Below are 20,061 nucleotides of genomic sequence, written 5' to 3' on the forward strand. Positions count from 1 at the left end.
GCAAACCTAGCACGGGTTTTCCGGACCACCCGGTTTTGTTGAAGAATGTCAGGTAAAAACAGTCGAGAGGTATAAAAAAGCAACTTGACAGGGGCCTGAATCCAGGCAGATTCGGGCGTGATGCATACTATCGAAGAATCCCTCGGAAACGACCTGGCCCGACGACTTGACCGGCCGCTGGCGATCGGCGGCAAAACCGTGGCCAACCGCCTTTGGCTCGCGCCCCTTGCGGGGCTCGGCCATGTCGCCTTCCGCGAGGTGCTGGACGGATACGGCGGGTGCGGACTCATGTTCACCGAGATGTGCGGGGCCAAGAGCGTGCCCACCGAGAATCCGCGCATCTCGCCGGTCTTTCGCTGGCGTGAGGAGGAGCTGCCGCGCCTGGTCTGCCAGGTGGCGGGGGCCACCCCGGAGGAGATGATCCCGGCTGCCCGCCGCGTCGAGGACTGCGGTTTCTTCGGCTTCGACATCAACATGGGCTGTTCGGTTTCCGGTATCGTCAAGAAGAACGCGGGCGCGGCCCTGCTGAAGGACCCCGACGCGGCCCTGCGCGTGGTCGAGGCCGTGCGCCGGACCATTTCCATTCCCCTGTTCGTCAAGTTCCGCACCGGCTGGACCCCGGATATCGAACCCGCCGTGCGGCTTGCCCGCCGGTTCGAGGACGCGGGCGTGGATTGCCTGGTCTTCCATCCGCGCGTGGCCCCGGACAAGCGCACCCGCCGTCCCGTGCGCGGTCACATCAAATCCATCGCCGAAGCGGTCTCAATTCCGGTCTTCGGCAACGGCGACGTGACCACCCCGGAAGACTGCCTCGACATGCTTGAAACCACGGGCTGCGCCGGGGTCTCCGTGGGCCGCATGGCCATCGCCCGGCCCTGGCTCTTCGCCGAATGGACCGCGCGGCGCGTCCCGCCCGAGACCATCTTCCGCGACTACGCCCTGCGGCTGGCCGACGCCCTGGACCATCACTTCGACCCGGTCCGCGCGCTCAAGCGGTACAAGCTGTTCACCATTTATTTCGCCGCCAACTTCACCTTCGGCCATGCCCTGCAATCCTGGTTTCTCAAGGCCAAGTCCATGGACGAAATACGGGCCGCCGCACGGGAGCACATCCGGCCCGAACTACAGCTCGTCAAACAGCCCAACCTGAATCTCTTCAACATCTGACGGAGGGGACCATGCAGACAATCGATCTCAGCCACGCCATCCGCACGGGAATGCCCGTCTATCCCGGCGACGAGCCGCCCAACGTGCGCCGCACCCATTTCGTCAAGAAGCACGGCTTCGCCCAGACCATGCTGACGCTCCCGTCGCACGCCGGGACCCATGTGGACGTGGCCGCGCACCTGTTCATCGAGGCCCCGACGCTGGACTGGCTCGGGCCGGACAATTTTACCGGATGGGGGGCCGTGGCCGACCTTACCCGGCTTGAAGGGCCGGTCATCGATCAGTCCGATCTCGCGCCCCTGGCGGCCGTGGAAGGTCTCGATTTCGCGTTGCTTCGCACCGGCTGGGACCGGCACTGGGACACTGACCGCTATTACCGGGACTACCCCGTCCTGACCCAGACTGCCGCGCGGTTCCTTGCCGGGCTCGGCCTCAAGGGCGTCGGCCTGGACACGCCTTCGCCCGATCCCGTGGATTCCTCGGACCTGCCCGCGCACCGCATTCTTTTCGACAACGGGTTGGCCATCGTCGAGAACCTCGCCGCCCTCGGGGAGTTGCCTTCCGAAAGCTTCATATTCTGCTGTCTGCCCCTCAAGGTCATGGACGGCGAAGCCTCGCCCTGCCGGGCTGTGGGGATCGCGCTGTAGGGCGTGCGGGAAAGTGCGGGCTTTTGCAGTTGGTTGCCTGCCGTGCCCGGGGCGGGTATATGTGCGGTCATGAAATTCACGGCCGCGCAACGCGGCGCGGGACGGCTTGAGCCGCCCGGCCCGTGAAGAGCGAACGGGAACCGGCCCGCCGAATCCGGCAAGCAATGAGGGAATCATGATCGAGAATGCCCAACGACCCGCGTCGACCCGCGTCCTGTGTTTCTGCCTGTCCGGCCTGCTCCTGGCCCTGGGGGCCTGTGTGCGGACCGCGCCCGGGACCCAGTCGGACATGATGACGCCGCCCCTCTCCGTGACCTTTCTGCCGCAGAAGGGCGACTTCATCTCCAACACCGGCGCGCCCATGCCCCTTGCGGAGGTCGTGGCCGAGGCGCGGGGGTATGACTACATCCTTATCGGTGAAGGGCATCGCAACCCGGTGGACCACAAGGTGCAGCAGGCCCTGCTCGAAGCTCTGTCGGACAACGGCGACGGCCTGTCCCTCGGCCTGGAGATGGTCGCCGTGGACAAGCAGCAGGAGCTGGACGATTTCTGCAAGGGCCAGGTGGAACTGGACGCCCTGCCCGGCGAGTTGGAATGGTCCGCAAATTGGGGTTATGATTTCAGGTTGTTCCGCGGTCTTTTCGCCATAGCCAAGCAAAACGGTGTGCCCGTGGCCGGTCTGAACGCGCCTTCCGCCGTGACCCGCAAAATTGCAAGGGAAGGGCTCGACAGTCTGACCGACGCCGAAAAGGCCCTGTTGCCGAAGGAGATCGTGCCGCCCGCCACGGATCAGCGCGCCTTTCTGGACGCGGTCATGACCCTGCACAGGAACAAGGACGCGAACGACCTCCGGGAGCGAGAGCTGTTTTATCTGGTCCAGTCCATCTGGGATTCCAAGATGGCTGCCGAGGCGGTGCGGTTGCGCAGGCAATATGACTGGCCCGTGCTGGTGGTGGCCGGGGCCGGGCATGTCGAATACGGCTGGGGCATCGCCAAGCGCATCCGCTGGTTCGACCCGGCGGCCCGCATCCTGACCGTCATGCCGTGGCGCGGCGGCGGATTCGATTCCGAGGCCGGGGACCTGTTTTTCTATTCGCCCGACACCTACCGTTCGCGCATGGGCATGACCCTGGCCGCGCAGACCGACGGCATTCTGGTGGAATCCGTGGCGCGCGGCTCGCGTGCGGACAGGGCGGGGCTGCGGCCCGGCGATCTGCTGACCGAAGCGTCGGGCGTCGCTCTCGAAGGGCTGTTCAATCTGCACCTGGCCGGGACCAAGGCGCACGATGCCGACGAACCGCTGGTCTTCTCCGTCCGGCGCGGCGACGCGACGTTCGCCGTGGACATGGGCAAGCTCGGCAAGTCCGGCTCCAGGCCCAAGGCCGCTCCCGAAAAACCGAAACCGGAGGCGAAGTAGATGCGCCGAATACTCCCCGCATTGTTCTGTCTGTTCCTTTTGGCCGCGCCCGCACTGGCCGACAATCTGTCCGGGCTGTTCCCGGACGCCGTGGGCGATCTGCGCCGCGTGGAGTTGGCCACCGGCCGGGATGCCCAGGCCGAGGTGGACCGTCTGCACGGCAAGGCTCTCGTGGCCGAGGCCAGCGGCGTGGCGCGCTACGCCCGGAGCGGGGAACGACCCGCCGAGGTCTGGGTTTCGCGCGTATCCTCCGATACCGAGGCGCGCCGCCAGACCGGGCTCATGGTCCACAAGATGTTCGAAAATCCTCAGTCGCCCTTCAAGAGCCCCGGCCGGATCAACCACGGCGGCACGGCTGTCTACCGTTTCACCGGCATGGGGCAGGTGCACCTCATTTGGTGTTCCGGCGACCTTGTCTGGTGGGTCAGCGCGTCCCCGGCCGACGAAGCGGCCTTTCTCGATGCGCTTTGCCTCTAGCCGTCCGTCCCTTGCCTCAATGGGCCGTTTCCGTGTAGTGCTGGCGCAAACCCGGAGGCTGTCGTGAGTGGGACGAATGCGGACAATGTCGAGGCTCTGGCCGGAATCATCCGGCAGTTGGCGGCGCACTATGGACTGTGGCTGGCGGAAAGCGTGCATCAACTCGGGCTGGACACGGCTCTTGACGCCGAGGCCCAGGCCGGTGACCGGCTCCAGGCGATTTTGACGGACAAGCTCGAACGCGCTTTGGGCCGGGAGCCGGGCGGGCTGCTCGCCGGGGCGGACCCGGCGGCGTTGGATCGGGCCGCGCAGGCCCTGCGCACGGGGTGGCTGGCCGCCGACGGGGTCTGGTTTCAGGCCGTGGAGAAACTGGCGGGCATGGACGCGGCCAAACGGGTCAACGACACCTGCTGGACGCGGTTCGCGCCCCTGGAGGCCCGTCGCGCCAAGGCCAACCTTCATCTCCCCGAACGCGGCGGCATTCCCGCTCTCAAGGCCGGACTCGCCGCGCGCATGTACGGCCGTCTCAACAAATGGGAGTTCGCCGGTGAGACCAACACTTCCCTGATCTTCCGCATGACCGACTGCCGGGTGCAGACCGCGCGCAAACGGCGCGGACTCGACGACTATCCGTGCAAGTCCGGCGGCATCGCCGAATACACCGGCTTTGCAAGGGAGATCGATCCCCGCCTGCGGTGCGAATGCATCGGCTGTCCGCCCGACCCCCACCCCGAGGAATGGGCCTGCGCCTGGCGTTTCACTCTGGTCGAAGAGTAGCGGGGAGAGGCGCGGCAAAGGCCGCTGTCCTCACCTGTCCAAGTCGCACAGACCCCATCGGACTTCCCTCCCCCAAAAAAGGAAAAAACCTCTCCCTTCGCCGAAGGCGACTAAAAAGTTTCGGAAAGTCCGGGGCAGCGCCCCCGGCTTATCCGTCGAGGTCCTTCCTTCACATCGCCAGCACGTCGGACGCTTTTCACCCGGGCGGATTTCGGGTACTCACCAAACCATGCCGGAACTACCTGAAGTCGAAGTGATTGCGCGCGGCTTGAACGCCGATGTCGCGGGTCTGAGGATCGAGTCCGTGGAGGTGCCGGGCCTGACGCGCTTGAGTGAGCCTGCCGAGACGCTGGTGCCCAAGGTGGTGGGGCGCGAGATCGAGCGGGTGCGGCGTCGGGCCAAGGTCTTGCTGGCCGATCTGGACGACGGTTCGACCCTGGCTTTTCATTTGAAGATGACCGGCCGGGTGGTGCACGGGCCGAAGCGCGTCGCGGAGAAGCACGATCGGATTCTGTTCTTTTTGAGCGACGGGTCGCTTCTGTCCTTCGCGGACATGCGCAAGTTCGGCTATGTGCGCTGCTTTCCGGCGGGCGAGTTGGAGCGTTGGGATTTCCTGCTCAAGGTCGGGCCGGAGCCGCTTGAGACCGCGCCCGAGGTCCTGGCCGAACGGGTGGTGAAACGGAACTGCGCCATCAAGGCGTTGTTGCTGAATCAGTCGGTCGTGGCCGGTGTCGGGAATATTTATGCGGACGAGTCCCTGTTTCGGGCGGGCATCCATCCCGAGACCAGGGGCAGCCGGGTGGGACGCGCCAGGGCGGTGCGGCTGTTCACCGAGTTGCAGGCCGTGCTTCGGCAGGCCATAGCCGAGAACGGCAGCTCCATTTCGGATTACGTGAACGCGCACGGCGACGCCGGGGCGTTTCAGAACAGCTTCAACGTTTACGGCCGCAAGGGCCATCCGTGCAAACAGTGCGGCGGGACGTTGCAGGCGACGACCGTGGCGGGCCGGACTTCGACCTTCTGCCCGGCCTGTCAGCGGCGGCGATGAGGCCGGGCCGATCGCGAGGCGAATGGAAGCCGGGGAGCGAAGACAGGATCGGGGTCGTGTGCATAACCGTGTTCCCAATTTCGACTGAAAGCATTATTTTCTGAATTTTATTTAGAGATTACCCTGTGCAAAAGAACGAACAGCGACGAACCGCTACGGGACGGTGGACCAAGTGAGCGATCACGGCAGGCGCATAGCGCGGAACGCGGCGGTGGTGGCGGGCGCGACCCTGGTTTCGCGCATCCTGGGGTTTCTCAGGGACATCATCGTGGCTTTCGCTTTGGGCGCCGGGTTGTTCGCCGACGCCTTTTTCGTGGCCTTTCGCATCCCGAACCTGCTCCGGCGGCTTTTCGGCGAGGGGTCGTTGACCATGGCCTTCATCCCCATCCACTCGCGGCTTCTGGAAGAGGAAGGGGAGGAGGCGGCCCAGGCCATGGCGCGGTCCGCCGCCATCTGGCTGGCCGTAATCCTGATCGGGATCACCGTGGTGGTCGAGTTGCTGGCCCGTCCGCTGACCATGGCCATTGCCCCGGGTTTCCTGAGTAATCACGAACAGTTCGCCGTCACCGTGGATTTGGTGCGCATCTGCTTCCCCTATGTGGTGCTTATCTGCGGGGTAGCCCTGTGCATGGGCATTCTCAATTCCCGCAATCATTTTCTTGCCCCGGCCCTTGCCCCGGTGGCCCTGAATCTGGCCCTTATCGGCTCGGCCCTGTTCGGCTATTTCGCCGGGTTGAACGTGGCCTATTGCATGGCCTGGGGCGTGCTCGTCGGCGGCGCGGCCCAATGGCTGCTCCAGCAGCCGTTTCTTTCGCGTACCGGGTTTTCCTGGCGCGGGCCGTGGTCCTGGCGCAATCGGGGGGTGGCTCGCATGGGGATGCTCATGCTCCCTACTGTTTTCGGCGCGGCCGTGTACCAGCTTAACATTCTGCTCGGCACCCTGCTGGCGTCGTTCCTGCCCGTGGGGTCGGTGTCCTATCTTTATTACGCCGACCGGCTGGTCCAGTTTCCGCTCGGGGTGTTCGGCATCGCCATCAGCACGGCAGCACTGCCGTCCCTGTCGCGGCTGGCGGCAAGGGGGGAGATGGGGGAATACGACGAGGCCCTGTCCGCCTCCCTCGGCCTGACGCTGTTCATCAGTCTTCCCGCCGCGGCCGGGCTCATAGGATTGGCCTCCCCGGTCATCGGTCTGCTCTTCGAGCGCGGGGCCTTTTCCGCCGAGGCTGTCACGGCCACGGCCCACGCGCTGGTGGCCTACTCGGTCGGGCTGCCCTTCATCGCCCTGTCGCGTCCCCTGGTGGCCGGATTCTATGCCCTTGAAGACACGCGCACCCCGGTCAAGATCGCGGTACTCTGCCTTGCGGTCAACGTCGGGCTGGGCGTGGCGCTCATGCAGCCGCTGGCGCATGTGGGTCTGGCCCTTGCCGTGAGCGCCTCCTCCCTGCTCAATTTCGTTCTGCTGTACGTTCTGCTCACCCGCAGGCGCGGCGTATCCCTCATGCCTTTGTGGTCGGCTGTCCGCATCCTCCTGCTTTCGGCCCTGATCGGCGGGGGCGCATACTACAGCACGGGCTGGCAGCCGTGGTGGGTTCTGCTCATTCCGGCCTGGGTCGCGGTTTATATGTTCCTGGCTCTGGCCCTGGGGCTGAAAGAGGCTCGCCTGTTTGCGGACATGCTTCGTTCGCGGGTGCGGCGCAAGCTGGCGGGGACGAAATGACCGCTTTGGATACCAACGCCATTCTTGAGCGGCGCGAGTATTTCCCGCGCGGCCTGGTTCAGCCCGAGGGGGGCTATCGCTTTTCCCTGGATTCGCTGCTTCTGGCCTGTTTCGCCAACGTGACCCGGGGACAGACCGGCCTGGACCTGGGGTGCGGCTGCGGCGTCGTGGGCCTTGGGGTGCTTCTCCGGCAGCCCGGCGCGACCATTACCGGGGTGGAGCTGAATCCGCAGGCCGTAGAGGCCGCCAGGGAAAATGCGGCCAATCTGCATCTTGCTGAAAAGATGGGGATAGAGCAGGGTGACGTGTCCGATTGGCGGCCGGACAAGGTGGTTGATTTCGTGGTGGCCAACCCTCCCTATCGCAAGCTCGGCAAAGGCCGGGAGAGTTGCGGTGAACAGCGGAAGACGGCCCGGTTCGAGGCGTCCGGCTCCTTTTACGGATTCGCCCGGTGCGCGGCCGTGGCCCTGAAGACGCGCGGACGGTTCGCCTTCGTGCACCTGCCCGAGCGGTTGCCCGAGCTCATGGCCGATCTGGCCGAGGCCGGGTTGACCCCCAAGCGTTTGCGGTTGGTGCACGGCAAGGTGGATCAGGAGCCCCGCATGGCGCTCGTGGAGGCGGTCAAAGCGGCCTCGCTCGGGCTGCGCGTCGAACCGCCGCTGATATTGCATGAGGGAACGGGGCGAAACACCCGGTTGAGCGAACAGGCTCTGGAGTTTTGCCCGTTTTTGGCCTGCAACCCTAAAGAGAGCGAGTAGATGTCCAAGTATTTTGTGGAGAAGAGGGTCGCCGAGCTTTTCGGCGAAAATAAATTTCTTTGCGGAGAAACCGTGGCCCGGGTGATCGCCGATGCCGGAGGGCGGGACTATCGGGACGTGGTCTGCGCGGTGACGGGATTTTGCAGCGGGATGTCGCGCTCCTGCGGCCAGTGCGGCGTGTTGGCCGGCGCGATCATGGGCATGGGCCTGTATGTCGGGCGCAGCGAGATGAGCGAGGACCATGAGGCGTGTTATGCCCTGGTTCAGGAGTTTTGTTCCCGGTTCCAGCAGCGGTTCGGGTCGTCCAACTGCTATGAATTGATTCGGTGCGATTTCAACAATCCGGACGACATGGTTCGTTTTCGCCGGGATAACGTGCGGGAATATTGCCGGACCATCGTGGAGTTCGGGGCCGAGGCCGCCCTTTCCATTCTTCGTGAACACGGCTACCTTCCCGAGGAGGACGACTGTCCCGAAATCGGGGCGGGACTTGCGGTCGTTTGCGCGGCGGCATCGTAAAGCCAAAGGTAAGCAATATTATTGGTGGCATGATTAATAAAATCATTATCGATAACTTCATGGCTCACGAGCATACCGAGCTTGAGCTCGGGCCTGGCGTGACCATCCTGACCGGCTCCAACAATACCGGCAAGTCCGCTGTGGTGGAGGCGTTGCGCTGCCTGGCCACCAATCCGGCGCGTAGCCCCAACCCCGCCCTCTACATCAGACACGGGGCCAAGGAGGCCCGCGTTGAGGTGGAGGTGGACGACGGGACCAGGGTTGCCTGGGTGCGCACCAAGCGGTGGGCCAAATACGAGCTATGGCCGCCGGGAGCGGACGAGCCGGAGGAGTATCACAAGCTTCAGGGCAAGGTACCCGAGGATGTGGCCCGGGCCCTGCGGCTCGATCGAGTGGAGCTTGAGACCCGCAAGGACTCGGTGGACGTGCATCTCGGCAACCAGCGCGACCCCGTGTTCCTGCTCAATCAGCCCGATTCGGTCATGGCCGAGTTTTTCGCCGCATCCACTGAATCCGCCCACCTGCTGGCCATGCAGAACGCCCTCAAGATTCGGGTGCGCGACGCCAAGCGGGAGGAAAAGGGGCTGGACGGTCAGGTCGCGCGTATCGCCGCCGACCTGGATCGGCTTGATCCCCTGCCCGAACTGGCCCTGCGCATGGACGGGATCGAGGAGCTGGACCGCGAGGCCGCCCGGCTGGAGCGCGAGGTCCCGGCCCTTGAAGCGGCCCTGGCCGAGTTCCTGTCCCTGGACGGGCGGCTTGCCCGCGAGCGGTCCACTGGCGCGGCGCTTCATGGAATCCAGGCCCCGCCCGAGGTCGAGGACGTGAACCGTCTCGGACGGCATATCGGGGCCATGGCATCGGTGGAGACGCAACTCGGCCGCGCGGGCAGTGCCGCGGGAGCCCTGACCGGGCTCGACGCGCCGCCCCGGACCGAGGACGCGGCTCCCCTGCATAGGCTCATTCGGGAGCTGGACGACACCGGGGCTATTCTTCGCTCGGCCTCGTCCCGGCGGACTGTCCTGGCCGGTCTGTCCGAGCTGCCGGACCCGGCGGACACCGGCGAGCTGGCCGCCGTGGTGGATGAACTGCTCATCCTGCGCGCCCGCTCCGCCCGTTTGGCCCGCCTGACGGAAAGTCTGGGGCACGTTGCCGAGCCGCCCGCGCCGCAGCCGCTTGATAAACTCGGCGAAGTCGTGTCGCTAATCAGCGGCCTCAAGGAACAATTTTCAACCAGACAGGCCGAATTGGACGGTCTGGAAAGGGATTTGTCGGCCGTTGTGGCCGCCATGGACGAACGCATCAAGGCCGTTGGCTGCTGCCCGGTTTGCGGCGGCGATCTGACCACCGACGGTTTCCTGGATCACGGGTGCGGCCATGAGTCTTGAACACGTTCGCGCCAAGGGCCTGTTTCTGGTGGCCGACCCGCACCTGGCGGATCATCCGCCGGGCCAGCGGCTGGAAGGCTATCTCGACCAGATACTGGCCAAGCTGACCGCCTGCCTGGAGCGGGCCGACGAGCTGTCCATGGCCCCGGTTTTGCTCGGCGATCTTTTCCACTGGCCCCGCGACAACTCCAACAGAATGCTTGTGGAGCTTATCCGGCTTTTCGGCGGCCGCACGGGCGACAGGACCGTGCACATTCTCGTGGGCAACCACGACAAGTACCAGTCGCGGTTCACGGACGACGTGTCCCTGGCCGTGCTGGAGACGGCGGGCGTGGTCCGGCTCATGAAGGAGGAGGGGCCGCAGTTCGTGCTGGATACGGACGAAGGCCCGGTTCTGGTCTGCGCCAGCCCGGACGGTTCGCCCCTGCCCAAGTCCTACGAGCGCGGTGAGGACGACCCGGAGACCGTGATCTGGCTGACCCATCACAACATCCGTTTCCCGGAGTTCATCGACAAGGCGTACTCCATCAAGGAGCTGCCGGGCATCGACTGGGTCATCAACGGCCACATCCATCGGCCCCAGCCCACGGTGACCAAGGGGCGGACCACCTGGGCCAACCCCGGCAACATCACCCGGCTGACCTTCACCCGTCGGTCCATGGCCCGGGAGCCTGCCGCCGCCATCTGGACGCCCGGCTGCGCGGAGCTGGAAAAATGGGTGATTCCGCATCTCGCCTTCGACCAGGTCTTTCCGGATCAGGAGCTGCCCCCCGAGGAGCAGGAGCTTGAGGGCGAATCCAATTTCATCAAAGGGTTGGAACGGCTGGCCTGGCAGCGCACCCACGAGGGTACGGGCCTGAAGCAGTTCCTGACCGAGAACCTGAGCAGCGAAACCCCGGAAGGCAAGCTCATCTGGGAACTCTACGAGGAGGTCATAAGCGGTGAATAACGACTCCAACCAGACCGGAACGGCCCGGGATGCCCGCGTGGAGCGGGAACTCAACGACCTGCGGCGTCAATACGAGCAGTTGCGCGACCGCAAGGTGCGCACCGAAGAGGCCGTGGCCCAGCTCACCCATCAACTGGAAACCCTGAAAAAACAGGCCGAGGCCGAATACGGAACCAGCGACCTCAAGGAACTGCAACAGCTTCTTGAGGAAAAACGGACGCAAAATGAAGAAGTTGTCGCTGCATACCGCAAGCATGTCCAACAGATTCAGGCCGATCTCGCCCAAGTGGAAAACGCGGTGGAGGGCGACTAGGTGAGTCTGTCCGACGATCTCAGGGAACTGCGCCAGGACCGCCGCCGGGCCGAGGGCCGTCTGCATCGTCTGTCCGCACTTGGCGAGCAGTTGCACGCCGAGCACGGCCGCGTTCGCCGCGAGCTGGCCGGGGTGTGCGAGTTCCTGGACCTTGCTCCCCGGGCGCGGGACACCCTCGAAGAACTGTCCACCGCCCTGTTCGGGCGCATCCTCGACGAGGTCGAGGCCAACCTGACCCACGCCATTCGGGAGATTCTCGGCCAGGATCGGGTGGTGGTCACCGAGCGCGAGGTCAAGAACAATCGGCTCCAGATCCATTTCCTCATCCGCAACCAGGGCCGCGAGGACGAGATCGAGGATATCATGACCGGCCAGGGCGGCTCGGTCTGCAACATTCTGTCCGTGGGATTGCGGCTCATCGCCCTGTCCCAGTTGCCCGAGGCGGGCCACCGGCCTTTCCTCGTCCTCGACGAGCAGGATTGCTGGCTCAAGCCCGGCCTCATTCCCAAATTCATGAAGCTCATTCAGGAAATCGCCGCCCGCCTGGAAATCCAGCTCCTGGTCATCAGCCATCATCCCCTGGACCTCTTTGCCGGGTCCGCCGACCGCATCTTCGAGCTGGTTCCGGACCGTGAGGCCGGAGCAGCGGTCAAGCGCGTCAAATAGCCTTTGCCGTCCGATTTCGGCGGTTACCCTCTGGACAATCCGGTTCTGGTGCTTATCTTAATAGTGCCAAAGATGGCCATAAGGGATAGGCCCGCAAGGGATTGGCCCCATGACATATACGGCAGACAACCCTAAAGGAGGATTCCACCCGTTAAACCTCTCGAAACCATAAAACAGCGAACCGAGTCGCGCTCCCGCAAAGCATAGTGTGCGCATGGACCCCCGAGGCCGACCAGGCCAGGGACCGCCGGGAAATCCGGTCAGCGCACTTTTTTTGCGTCTTTTTTTCACCGTGGGAGGAAGGTTGGCGCGTCCACCCAAAAGCGCGCCGCACCCCTTTTCGGGCACGGCGCGCTTTTGAGTGGACGGGTTTTCCGACGCGGTTATTTGGAGCCGGTCCAGTCCTTTTCGGGGACGGCATGGTCCACGAGCATGATCGGGATGTCGTCCTTGACCGGGTAGACCACCCCGCAGGCGGGGCAGGCAAGACCGTCTCCGGCGGGCATGAGCGTCAGCGCGCCCTTGCACTTGGGGCAGGCCAGGATGTCGAGCAGTTCTTTTTCGAGAGGCATGGCGTTCTCCTTTGGATGTGGCGGAGAATAGCTTCGGAGGAGGGAATTGGCAACCACCCGGCCTTTACCTCAAGAGGGAGAGGCTGTACCGTTCGCATTTGCGCAACCTGAAACCAAATAGGGAAGCACAGCCATGAGCATAGATCTGCATACGCATACCACGGCATCGGACGGCACGCTGACGCCCACGGAATTGGTTCGGCTGGCCGCCGAGAGCGGCCTGGACGCCATCGCCGTGACCGATCACGACACCTTTCAGGGCGTGGCCGAGGCCATGGAGGCGGGCAGGCGGTTCGGGGTCGAGGTCATCCCCGGCACGGAGTTGAGCCTGGAATCCCCGGAAGGCGCGGGCTGGATTCACGTGGTCGCCCTGTGGCTGCCGGAAAGAGCCGACGAACTCCAGAAGGCGTTGGATTGGGTCATCGAAGGCCGGGCCAACCGCAACCGCGAGATCGTGGCCAAGCTGCGCACCCTTGGAGTGAACATTTCCTATGAGGCCGTGGCGGCACGCGCCACCGGAACCATCGGCCGCCCGCATTTCGCCCAGGAATTGATGGCGCTTGGCGTGTGTTCGTCCATGGATGAGGCGTTCCGGGTCTGGGTCGGCGACAACGGGAGGGCCTATGTGCCCAAGCGCAAGCTTACGCCCGAGCAGGCGTTTCCCCTCCTCTCCGACATCGGAGCCACCTCCATTCTGGCCCATCCGTTCGCCCTGAGGCTGAACTATCCGGAGACCGAAAAGGTGATCCGTCGTCTCAAGGAACTTGGTCTGGACGGCATGGAGGTCTTTTACTCCGAACACTCCGAGGCCGACACCAAGGCCTATGGGGAAATGGCGGACCGGCTCGGCCTGCTCAAGAGCGGCGGATCGGATTTTCACGGAGCCAACAAGCCGGAAATCAAGCTCGGCGTGGGCCGGGGCAATCTGAATATCCCCTACGAAGTTCTTGAAAAGATGAAGGAAGATCGCCGATCCAAAGGGCTGCCCGTCTAGGGCGCCCTTTTTGCGTTCCCGGGCGCGACCCGGAACGGGTCAGGCTCAATATTCCCCTTGGCGAAACGAACCCCCATCAGGTACTTTGCGCCCATGCCAGACACCAGCCCGTTCATACCGGAACTGCTCGCCCCCGCAGGCAACATGGAAAAATTGGAGACCGCCATCCTTTATGGCGCGGACGCTGTCTACCTTGGCGGCGAGGGTCTCAACCTGCGCGCCGGAGCGGGCGGGTTCGACCGTCAGGCCCTGGAGCGGGCCATTCACCTCGCGCATCAGGCCGGGGTCAAGGTCTACTACACCCTCAACGTCTACCCGCGCCAGTCCCACATGAACGCCTTGCGCGAGCAGATTGATTTTCTCGGCGAGCTTCGGCCCGACGCCGTCATTGCCGCGGACCCGGGCGTCATCCGGCTGCTGCGGCGCGAGCTTCCCGAAATTCCGGTGCATATCTCCACCCAGGCCAACACCTCCAATGTGGAGGCCGTGCGTTTTTGGCGGGAAAACGGGGCCAAGCGCGTTAACGTGGCCCGCGAACTGCGCTCCGCCGAGCTGGCGGAGATGCTCGACGCCTGCCGCAAGCAGATGCCCACCATGGAGCTTGAGGTATTCATGCACGGGGCCATGTGCATGGCCGTGTCCGGCCGCTGCTACATGTCCGCGCTGCTCAACGACCGGCCCGGCAATCTCGGCCAATGCTCCCACCCCTGCCGCTACGAGTATCGGCCCACCTCCATTTCTTTTGAAGAGCGTACCCGGCCCGGCGAAAATCTCTGGGAGATTCGCGAATATTCCGCCGGATTGACCGAGGAGTTTTCCTTTGACGCGCCCGAGGATTTCGCTTTTTCCTCTCCGGACAAGGACGGCCCCATCTCTCAGCCCCCGGCCGACCGCGCCTTGTCCGCCGCCCTGGATACCGACGGCTGGACCAAGTTTTTCGCCGCCGAGGACCTTTGCCTGCTCCACTACATCGAGTGGTTCCGGCGCATGAAGGTCGCCTCCCTCAAGATTGAGGGACGCACCAAGAGTTCCGCCTACCTCGCCCAGGTGGTGGACGTCTACAAGACCGCTCTTACCCACGCGGCCACGGGTCGTTTTCAGCCCGAAATCTACCTTGACGAGCTGGTCAACGCGGCCTCCAGGCCCCTGACCACCGGCTTTTTCGATCCGGCCAACCGGGGCGCCATAGCCCTGCCGCCGGACGACACCGAAAAACGCCCCGTGCTCGCCCGCGTGCTCGCGCCGCTGGCCTCCGGCCGTTGGCTCGTCCAGACCAAGGCGCGCTGGGATGCCTCGGAAGCCGTCGAAATCCTCGTGCCCGGGCTGCTTCGGCCCGCCATCGCCGCCAAGGACTACGCCCTCGTGGACGAAAAGAATCAGGGCGTCGACGTCTCGCACCCCGGCCAACGTGCCGTTCTCATTTGCGATCACCCCGACATCAAGGCTGGATTCTTTCTGCGCAAGCCGTGGGAAATGAATCGGATCGATTAGTCCTGGGAGGCCGGAGGTTCGGCGGGCTTAGGCCGGTCTGAGCCGGACTGGCTGGGATGGCTTCGCCGACCGGGCGTCTCCAACGGTTCAAGAACCCTCTTGAGAGGGTTCTTGAAAATCTCCCAGACGTTTAGGCGGTGCTTCGCCGGTTGCGGAGCGTTGGGGGCAGGGGACTTCCCCAGTCTGGATTGTTTACCGTTCTTCTTCCTTTTCCTTTCCATACAGCGCGTAATAGCCGCTTGGCACGACGACCAGCGTGAACAGGGTCGAGGCGACGAGACCGAAGATGAGCGCCCAGGCGAGCCCCGAGAATATGGGGTCCAGGGTGATGGGCCATGCGCCCAGCGCGGTGGTGAGCGCGGTGAGCACGATGGGTCTCATGCGCACTGCGCCGGATCGGACGATGGCCTCCTTGAGGGGTGCGCCTTTTTCTGTTTCGCCCTGGATGAACTCGATGAGCACCAGGGAGTTGCGGATAACGATGCCGCCCAGGGCGATCATGCCGATCATGGAGGTTGCGGTGAAGAAGACCGGGTCGTTGAACCCGTCCACGGTGCCGCCCGCCACCAGGTTGAGCAGCCAGAATCCCGGCAGGATACCGAGCAAAGTGAGGGGGATGGCGGACATTATCAGGGCGGGCATGACAAAGGAGCCGGTCTGTCCGACGAGCAGGATGAAGATGCCGACCAGCGCGGCGGCAAAGGCCAGGCCCAGATCGCGGAAGACGTCGAGGGTGATCTTCCATTCGCCCTCGCCCGCCCATTGCGTGGTGAGCCCCGGCTGTACGGGGTCCTTCTTGAGCATGGACTGGAGGTCGATGACCGCTTCGCCCGGCGGGACGCCCGCGGTTTCGGCATAGACGTAGGCCACGCGCTTGAGGTTCTTGTGGTAGATGGGCTGCTCGGCCGGGACCCTGCGGAAGGAGCCGAGCTCAGCCAGGGGAACCATGGCCCCGGAGGCGGTCTTCATGCGCAGCTCGCTCAGGGGATCGGGGCCGGTGCGCAGCCGCATGGGCAGGACGAGGCGCACGGGCAGGGACTGGCGTTCGTGGGGCAAGTGGACGTTTGCCGGGGCGGAGCCGGACAGGGACAGGCGCAGTGTATCGACCACATCGGCGGTGGTCACGCCGTGCAGAGCGGCTTTTTCCTTGTCCAGGACGAAGTCGTACATGGTCCGGTCGGTTTCGGAGGAATCATCCCGGTCCACGAGGCCGGGCAGTTCGCTCATGACTGATTCCACGTGGCGCGCGCCGTCGAGGAAGTCCTGATAGGCCATGCCGGGGCGGCCGTATATCTCGGCGGTGAGGGTGGCTATGACCGGCGGTCCGGGCGGGACCTCGATGAGCTTCATGCGCACGCCGTTTCGGTCGGCGATGGCCTGAAGGTCGTTGCGCAGGCGCAGGCCGATGGCGTGAGACTGCATGTCGCGCTCGGACTTGTCCCTGAGGTTGACGCGTATGTCCGCGAGGTTGGGCTGCTCGCGCCAGTAGTAGTGGCGGACCATCCCGTTGAAGTCCATGGGCGAGGGCTCGCCCGCATAGGTTATGAAGTCCGTCACTTCGGGTACGGTGCGCAGGTAGGCCTCGAAGTCGCGTACGGCGCGGTCGGTCCTTTCCAAGGTGGTCCCTTCGGGCATGTCCACGAGGATTTGGAATTCGTTTTTGTTGTCGAAGGGCAGCATCTTGAGCGGCACCAGCCGCAGGAGCACCAGCACGCCGCACAGGGCGAGCCCGGCCAGGATGCCGAAAAGGAGCAGCCAGCGGTTGCGCGCGCGGGTCAGGAACGGGGTGATGGCCACGCTGTACCAGCGCAGCAGTCGCGCGCCCGTCTTGCTTTCGGCGGCGGTGTTGTCCGAGTCCGGGGCGGTCTTGCGGTTGCGCAGGAGCAGGTAGGCCATCCACGGGACCACGGTCAGGGCGGCCAGGGTGGAGAAGGTCACGGTCAGGGGCACGTTGGCGGCCATGGGGGCCATGTACGGACCCATCATGCCGGTGATGAAGAAGAGGGGCGCGAAGGAAACGATGATGGCCAGGGTGGACAGGATGACCGGGGGCAGGACTTCCTTGACGGCGGCCAGGGTGGCCTCCAGGGGATCGCGCAGTCCCATGCGGATATGACGCTGGATGTTGTCCACGTTGGTGATGGGATCGTCCACCACCAGCCCCAGGGAGAGGATGAGGGCGAAAAGCGTCACCCTGTTGATGGTGTAGCCGAAGAGATAATTGACGAACAGGGCCAGCGAGAAGCTCATGGGCACGGCCAGGGCGACCACCAGGGCCTCGCGCCAGCCCAGGGTGAAGGCGAGCAGGGCGACGACGGTGATGATGGCGAAGAACAGCGACGAGAGCAGGTCGTTGACCTTGGCGTGGGCCGTGGCCCCGTAGTTCCGGGTCACGGTCAGGGTCACGCCCTCGGGCAGGACGTCGCGTTTCAGCAGGCGTGCGCGCTCGATGACCGCGTCGGCCACGCCCACGGCGTTGACGCCTTTCTTTTTGGACAGGCCGAGGGTCACGGCGGGCCGGGAGGCGTGCTCCGCGTCCAGGCCGCGTTCGGCCATATACAGATCGGAGAAGCCGATGCGCGAATAGCTGGTCGGCTCGGCCGGGCCGTCGATCACGTCGGCCACGTCGCGCAGGTAGACAGGCCTGTCATCGAACACGCCCACCACCAGGGAGGCCGCGTCTTCGGCCGACAGCAGGAAGGACTGGCTGACCAGCTGGGTGTCGTTGTCGCCGGAAACGAAATGTCCGGCGGAAAGGGAGCTGTCCGCACCCTTGAGGGCGCGGGATATTTCCTGGGGCGAGACGTGGAACCCGGCCATGCGGTCGGGATGCAACTCCACGCGCACCTCGCGGGAGCGGCCAGAATGCAGGGTCACCCGCGAGACGTCCTCCACCTCGGCCAGCCGATGGAACAGCTCTTCGGCCATGCGTCGCAGGTCGAAGTCGGAATAGCGGTCTTCAAAGCCGTGTTCCGCGTGCAGGGTCAGGGTGACGATGGGGACGTCGTCGATCTCCACCGGCTTGACCACCCAACTCTTCACGATGGAGGGAGCCAGGTCCTGATTTTTGAGGATGGTGTTGTGGAGCTTGATGAGCGAGTCCTCGCGGTCCTCGCCCACATGGAATCGCACGGTGACGGCGGTTTGGTCCTTGCTCGACGTGGAATAGACGTACTCCACCCCGTCGATCTGCCAGAGCAGCCGTTCCAGCGGGGTGGTCACGAGTTTTTCCACCTCTTCGGCGGACGCTCCCGGCACCTGGACGAGGACGTCGGCCATGGGCACCACGATCTGCGGCTCTTCCTCGCGCGGGGTGACCATGATGGCCGCCGCGCCCACCAGGAGCGAGGCCAGCGCGAGGATGACGGACATCTGCGAGGTCAGGAAATAGCGGACGATGGACGGCAGAAATCCACGGACCCTGGATTGATCGGGCTGCATCAGCGGACTTCCTCCCGGGACAGGCCCACGGTTTCGCCGCCGGACAGGCCGGACAGAATCTCGATCTTGCCGTCCACGCTCTCGCCGGTGCGCACGTAGACCGGCTGCCACGCTTCGTTTGATTTGACCATGACCGTTTCAAGCTGGCCGACACGGCGCACGGCTTCTCGCGGCACCAGCACGGTCTCCCGGTCGCCCAGGGGCACCAGCAGCCTGCCGAACATGCCGGGATACAGCCCCGGCCGTTCCGGCAGCCGGACCTTGACCAGGAAGGAGCGGGTCACGGGGTCGGCCAGGGGTTCGATCTCCTGGACCACTCCGGTCAGCGGCTCCTTGTCGTTCAGGGCGGTGATGACCACGGACAGGCTGTCGCCGAGTTTGATCCGGCCTATGAGCGCCTCGCGGACCATGGCCTCAAGGTGCATGGAGCCGCCCGTATGCAGGGTGAGCAGTTCCTTGTTGGGAAAGGCCAGGTCGCCCGGCTCCACCAGACGTTTGGCCACCTCGCCCGGCTCCTGGGCGGTGATGGTCGTGTATCCCAGGGAAATCTCCGCCTCCTGAACCACTTTGTCCGCTTCGCGGGCGCGCGCTTCGGCGGCGGCTACGCCCTGTTCGGCCTGGTTCAGGGCGGCTTTGGCCTGAAGGTAGGCGGCTTCGGCTTTTTCCACTTCCTCGGCCGTGACCACTTTCTGTTCGAAGAGCTGGTTCATGCGCCGGTAGGTGGATTCGGCCTTGGTGTGCGCGGCCCTGGCGGAGGCCAGCGCATCGCGCGCCTGGGCGGCCATGCTCCTTGCGGAGGAGACCGCCTGTCGGGAACGGTCCAGCCGGGTCTCCGAAGCGCGGCTGTCCAGCACCACCAGCCGGGCGCCCTTGTCCACCCGGTCGCCGGGCCGGACAAGCACTTCGAGCACACGTCCCGTGACCTGGGCTTCCACGCGGATGTCCGTCTTGGCCTGCACCGTGCCCACGGCGTCGAACAGGCGCGGCAGCACCGTGCGTTCGGCCGTGGCTGTGGCCGCCGGTTCGTATCCCGCGCCCTTTTTTACGGTCATGGGCGCGTCCTGGCCGCAGGCACCCAGCAGGCCGAGAATTACGATGAATGACGATATGTTCAGGATTATTTTTCTCATGAACCCGTCCATAACATACAACCCCTCGCTCCTGCCACGGTCAAGATGGGAGGGCGGGAAAACAGTGGCCGGAGGAGTGGGAAAGACGCGGGATCGGATTTTTTCCACAGGCAGTCTTGACGGCCTGATAAACGTGCCTATTTAGTTTGCGTACAAAAAAAAGGAGGTGCCGTTCATGGTTATCGATTTCAATACGCTTTATAATTTCCCGTCCAGGTTGGATCGCGTCTTTGAAGAGTTTCTGCGATCTCCCATGGGCGACGACCGGCGTTTGGCCTACCCCCCGCTCAATTTGAGCAACGACGAGGAGAACATTTACGTCCGCGCGGAAGTGCCCGGAGTGACCATCGACGATGTTGAGCTGACCCTGACCGACAAGACGTTGGTTATCAAGGGAGAGCGGACCGCCCCGGAAGGCAAGTTCTACAGACAGGAACGTCCGAGCGGTGTTTTCCACAGGGTTATAAACATTGGGGTGCCGGTCGACAGGGAAAAGGTGACCGCCGCCATGAAGGACGGCGTTCTGACCGTGACCCTGCCCAAGTCCGAAGAGGTCAAGCCGCGCACCATCAGCATCGACGTTGCCTAAT

At 64.4% G+C, this 20,061-nt stretch carries 19 protein-coding genes; 16 read left to right on the plus strand and 3 right to left on the minus strand.

The window, feature by feature from the left end; all coding sequences use genetic code 11:
• The first annotated feature begins 120 nt into the window (after positions 1-120).
• The 13 genes from LF599_RS17295 to LF599_RS17355 all read left to right on the plus strand — a co-directional run bounded on the left by LF599_RS17295 (position 121) and on the right by LF599_RS17355 (position 11,843).
• Positions 121-1,167 (plus strand): tRNA dihydrouridine synthase, encoded by a 1,047-nt coding sequence (locus LF599_RS17295; protein WP_279523119.1) that lies wholly within the window; start codon positions 121-123, stop codon positions 1,165-1,167.
• 11 nt (positions 1,168-1,178) lie between these two features.
• The gene (locus tag LF599_RS17300; protein WP_279521685.1) at positions 1,179-1,814 is read left to right on the plus strand and encodes a cyclase family protein; all 636 of its coding nucleotides are present in this window, start codon (positions 1,179-1,181) and stop codon (positions 1,812-1,814) included.
• Between the two features lie 175 nt (positions 1,815-1,989).
• The gene (locus LF599_RS17305; protein WP_279521686.1) at positions 1,990-3,231 is read left to right on the plus strand and encodes a ChaN family lipoprotein; all 1,242 of its coding nucleotides are present in this window, start codon (positions 1,990-1,992) and stop codon (positions 3,229-3,231) included.
• Complete coding sequence (locus LF599_RS17310; RefSeq protein ID WP_269940472.1) at positions 3,232-3,708, plus strand: hypothetical protein; 477 nt, start codon at positions 3,232-3,234, stop codon at positions 3,706-3,708.
• A 63-nt stretch (positions 3,709-3,771) separates the two neighbouring features.
• Positions 3,772-4,485, plus strand: a complete 714-nt coding sequence (locus tag LF599_RS17315) for a DUF6125 family protein (RefSeq protein ID WP_269940471.1) — start codon at positions 3,772-3,774, stop codon at positions 4,483-4,485.
• 229 nt (positions 4,486-4,714) lie between these two features.
• A complete protein-coding gene (gene mutM, locus LF599_RS17320) occupies positions 4,715-5,533 on the plus strand; it encodes a bifunctional DNA-formamidopyrimidine glycosylase/DNA-(apurinic or apyrimidinic site) lyase (protein WP_269940470.1) in 819 nt (272 codons plus the stop codon).
• Positions 5,534-5,705: 172 nt separating this feature from the next.
• Positions 5,706-7,250, plus strand: a complete 1,545-nt coding sequence (gene murJ / locus LF599_RS17325; protein WP_279521687.1) for a murein biosynthesis integral membrane protein MurJ — start codon at positions 5,706-5,708, stop codon at positions 7,248-7,250.
• A complete protein-coding gene (locus LF599_RS17330; RefSeq protein ID WP_279521688.1) occupies positions 7,247-8,008 on the plus strand; it encodes a tRNA1(Val) (adenine(37)-N6)-methyltransferase in 762 nt (253 codons plus the stop codon). Before murJ ends, LF599_RS17330 begins: the two co-directional genes overlap by 4 nt.
• Entirely contained in the window at positions 8,009-8,527 is a 519-nt protein-coding gene (locus LF599_RS17335) for a C-GCAxxG-C-C family protein (protein WP_269940467.1), read from the plus strand. It abuts the gene before it with no gap.
• A 29-nt stretch (positions 8,528-8,556) separates the two neighbouring features.
• On the plus strand, positions 8,557-9,915 hold the full coding sequence (locus tag LF599_RS17340; protein ID WP_279521689.1) for an AAA family ATPase: 1,359 nt from the start codon (positions 8,557-8,559) through the stop codon (positions 9,913-9,915).
• Positions 9,905-10,864, plus strand: coding sequence for a metallophosphoesterase family protein (locus tag LF599_RS17345; protein ID WP_279521690.1), 960 nt, complete (start codon positions 9,905-9,907; stop codon positions 10,862-10,864). Before LF599_RS17340 ends, LF599_RS17345 begins: the two co-directional genes overlap by 11 nt.
• Positions 10,857-11,177: a hypothetical protein gene (locus tag LF599_RS17350; RefSeq protein WP_269940465.1), complete on the plus strand. Its 321-nt coding sequence runs from the start codon at positions 10,857-10,859 to the stop codon at positions 11,175-11,177. Before LF599_RS17345 ends, LF599_RS17350 begins: the two co-directional genes overlap by 8 nt.
• Positions 11,178-11,843: a hypothetical protein gene (locus tag LF599_RS17355; RefSeq protein WP_269940464.1), complete on the plus strand. Its 666-nt coding sequence runs from the start codon at positions 11,178-11,180 to the stop codon at positions 11,841-11,843.
• Positions 11,844-12,226: 383 nt separating this feature from the next.
• Here the strand turns inward: LF599_RS17355 and LF599_RS17360 are convergent, their stop codons facing one another.
• A complete protein-coding gene (locus tag LF599_RS17360; RefSeq protein WP_269940463.1) occupies positions 12,227-12,415 on the minus strand; it encodes a Trm112 family protein in 189 nt (62 codons plus the stop codon).
• 133 nt (positions 12,416-12,548) lie between these two features.
• Between LF599_RS17360 and LF599_RS17365 the strand changes: the two genes are divergently transcribed.
• A complete protein-coding gene (locus LF599_RS17365) occupies positions 12,549-13,409 on the plus strand; it encodes a PHP domain-containing protein (RefSeq protein ID WP_279521691.1) in 861 nt (286 codons plus the stop codon).
• 93 nt (positions 13,410-13,502) lie between these two features.
• Complete coding sequence (locus LF599_RS17370) at positions 13,503-14,900, plus strand: peptidase U32 family protein (RefSeq protein ID WP_279521692.1); 1,398 nt, start codon at positions 13,503-13,505, stop codon at positions 14,898-14,900.
• Between the two features lie 192 nt (positions 14,901-15,092).
• Here LF599_RS17370 and LF599_RS17375 read toward each other — a convergent pair whose 3' ends face one another.
• Positions 15,093-18,341 carry an efflux RND transporter permease subunit gene (locus LF599_RS17375; protein WP_279521693.1) on the minus strand — a complete coding sequence of 1,083 codons (3,249 nt, stop codon included), beginning with the start codon at positions 18,339-18,341 and terminating at the stop codon, positions 15,093-15,095.
• On the minus strand, positions 18,341-19,471 hold the full coding sequence (locus LF599_RS17380; protein WP_279521694.1) for an efflux RND transporter periplasmic adaptor subunit: 1,131 nt from the start codon (positions 19,469-19,471) through the stop codon (positions 18,341-18,343). The genes LF599_RS17375 and LF599_RS17380 overlap by 1 nt, the downstream gene beginning before the upstream one ends.
• A gap of 175 nt (positions 19,472-19,646) precedes the next feature.
• Here LF599_RS17380 and LF599_RS17385 point away from each other — a divergent pair, with 175 nt between their 5' ends.
• Positions 19,647-20,060: an Hsp20/alpha crystallin family protein gene (locus LF599_RS17385; protein ID WP_279521695.1), complete on the plus strand. Its 414-nt coding sequence runs from the start codon at positions 19,647-19,649 to the stop codon at positions 20,058-20,060.
• Position 20,061: the final 1 nt, after the last annotated feature.

The organism is Pseudodesulfovibrio thermohalotolerans (genome assembly GCF_021353295.2).
GTDB classification, from domain to species: Bacteria; Desulfobacterota; Desulfovibrionia; order Desulfovibrionales; family Desulfovibrionaceae; genus Pseudodesulfovibrio; species Pseudodesulfovibrio thermohalotolerans.

Bases quoted from the DNA above. Each gene is read 5' to 3' on its own strand.
- LF599_RS17300 (WP_279521685.1), top strand. From the start codon at position 1,179: ATGCAGACAATCGATCTCAGCCACGCCATCCGCACGGGAATGCCCGTC.
- LF599_RS17330 (WP_279521688.1), top strand. From the start codon at position 7,247: ATGACCGCTTTGGATACCAACGCCATTCTTGAGCGGCGCGAGTATTTC.
- LF599_RS17340 (WP_279521689.1), top strand. From the start codon at position 8,557: ATGATTAATAAAATCATTATCGATAACTTCATGGCTCACGAGCATACC.
- LF599_RS17345 (WP_279521690.1), top strand. From the start codon at position 9,905: ATGAGTCTTGAACACGTTCGCGCCAAGGGCCTGTTTCTGGTGGCCGAC.
- LF599_RS17360 (WP_269940463.1), bottom strand. From the start codon at position 12,415: ATGCCTCTCGAAAAAGAACTGCTCGACATCCTGGCCTGCCCCAAGTGC.
- LF599_RS17310 (WP_269940472.1), top strand. From the start codon at position 3,232: ATGCGCCGAATACTCCCCGCATTGTTCTGTCTGTTCCTTTTGGCCGCG.
- LF599_RS17370 (WP_279521692.1), top strand. From the start codon at position 13,503: ATGCCAGACACCAGCCCGTTCATACCGGAACTGCTCGCCCCCGCAGGC.
- mutM (WP_269940470.1), top strand. From the start codon at position 4,715: ATGCCGGAACTACCTGAAGTCGAAGTGATTGCGCGCGGCTTGAACGCC.
- LF599_RS17385 (WP_279521695.1), top strand. From the start codon at position 19,647: ATGGTTATCGATTTCAATACGCTTTATAATTTCCCGTCCAGGTTGGAT.
- LF599_RS17365 (WP_279521691.1), top strand. From the start codon at position 12,549: ATGAGCATAGATCTGCATACGCATACCACGGCATCGGACGGCACGCTG.
- LF599_RS17295 (WP_279523119.1), top strand. From the start codon at position 121: ATGCATACTATCGAAGAATCCCTCGGAAACGACCTGGCCCGACGACTT.
- LF599_RS17335 (WP_269940467.1), top strand. From the start codon at position 8,009: ATGTCCAAGTATTTTGTGGAGAAGAGGGTCGCCGAGCTTTTCGGCGAA.
- LF599_RS17380 (WP_279521694.1), bottom strand. From the start codon at position 19,471: ATGAGAAAAATAATCCTGAACATATCGTCATTCATCGTAATTCTCGGC.
- LF599_RS17375 (WP_279521693.1), bottom strand. From the start codon at position 18,341: ATGCAGCCCGATCAATCCAGGGTCCGTGGATTTCTGCCGTCCATCGTC.
- LF599_RS17305 (WP_279521686.1), top strand. From the start codon at position 1,990: ATGATCGAGAATGCCCAACGACCCGCGTCGACCCGCGTCCTGTGTTTC.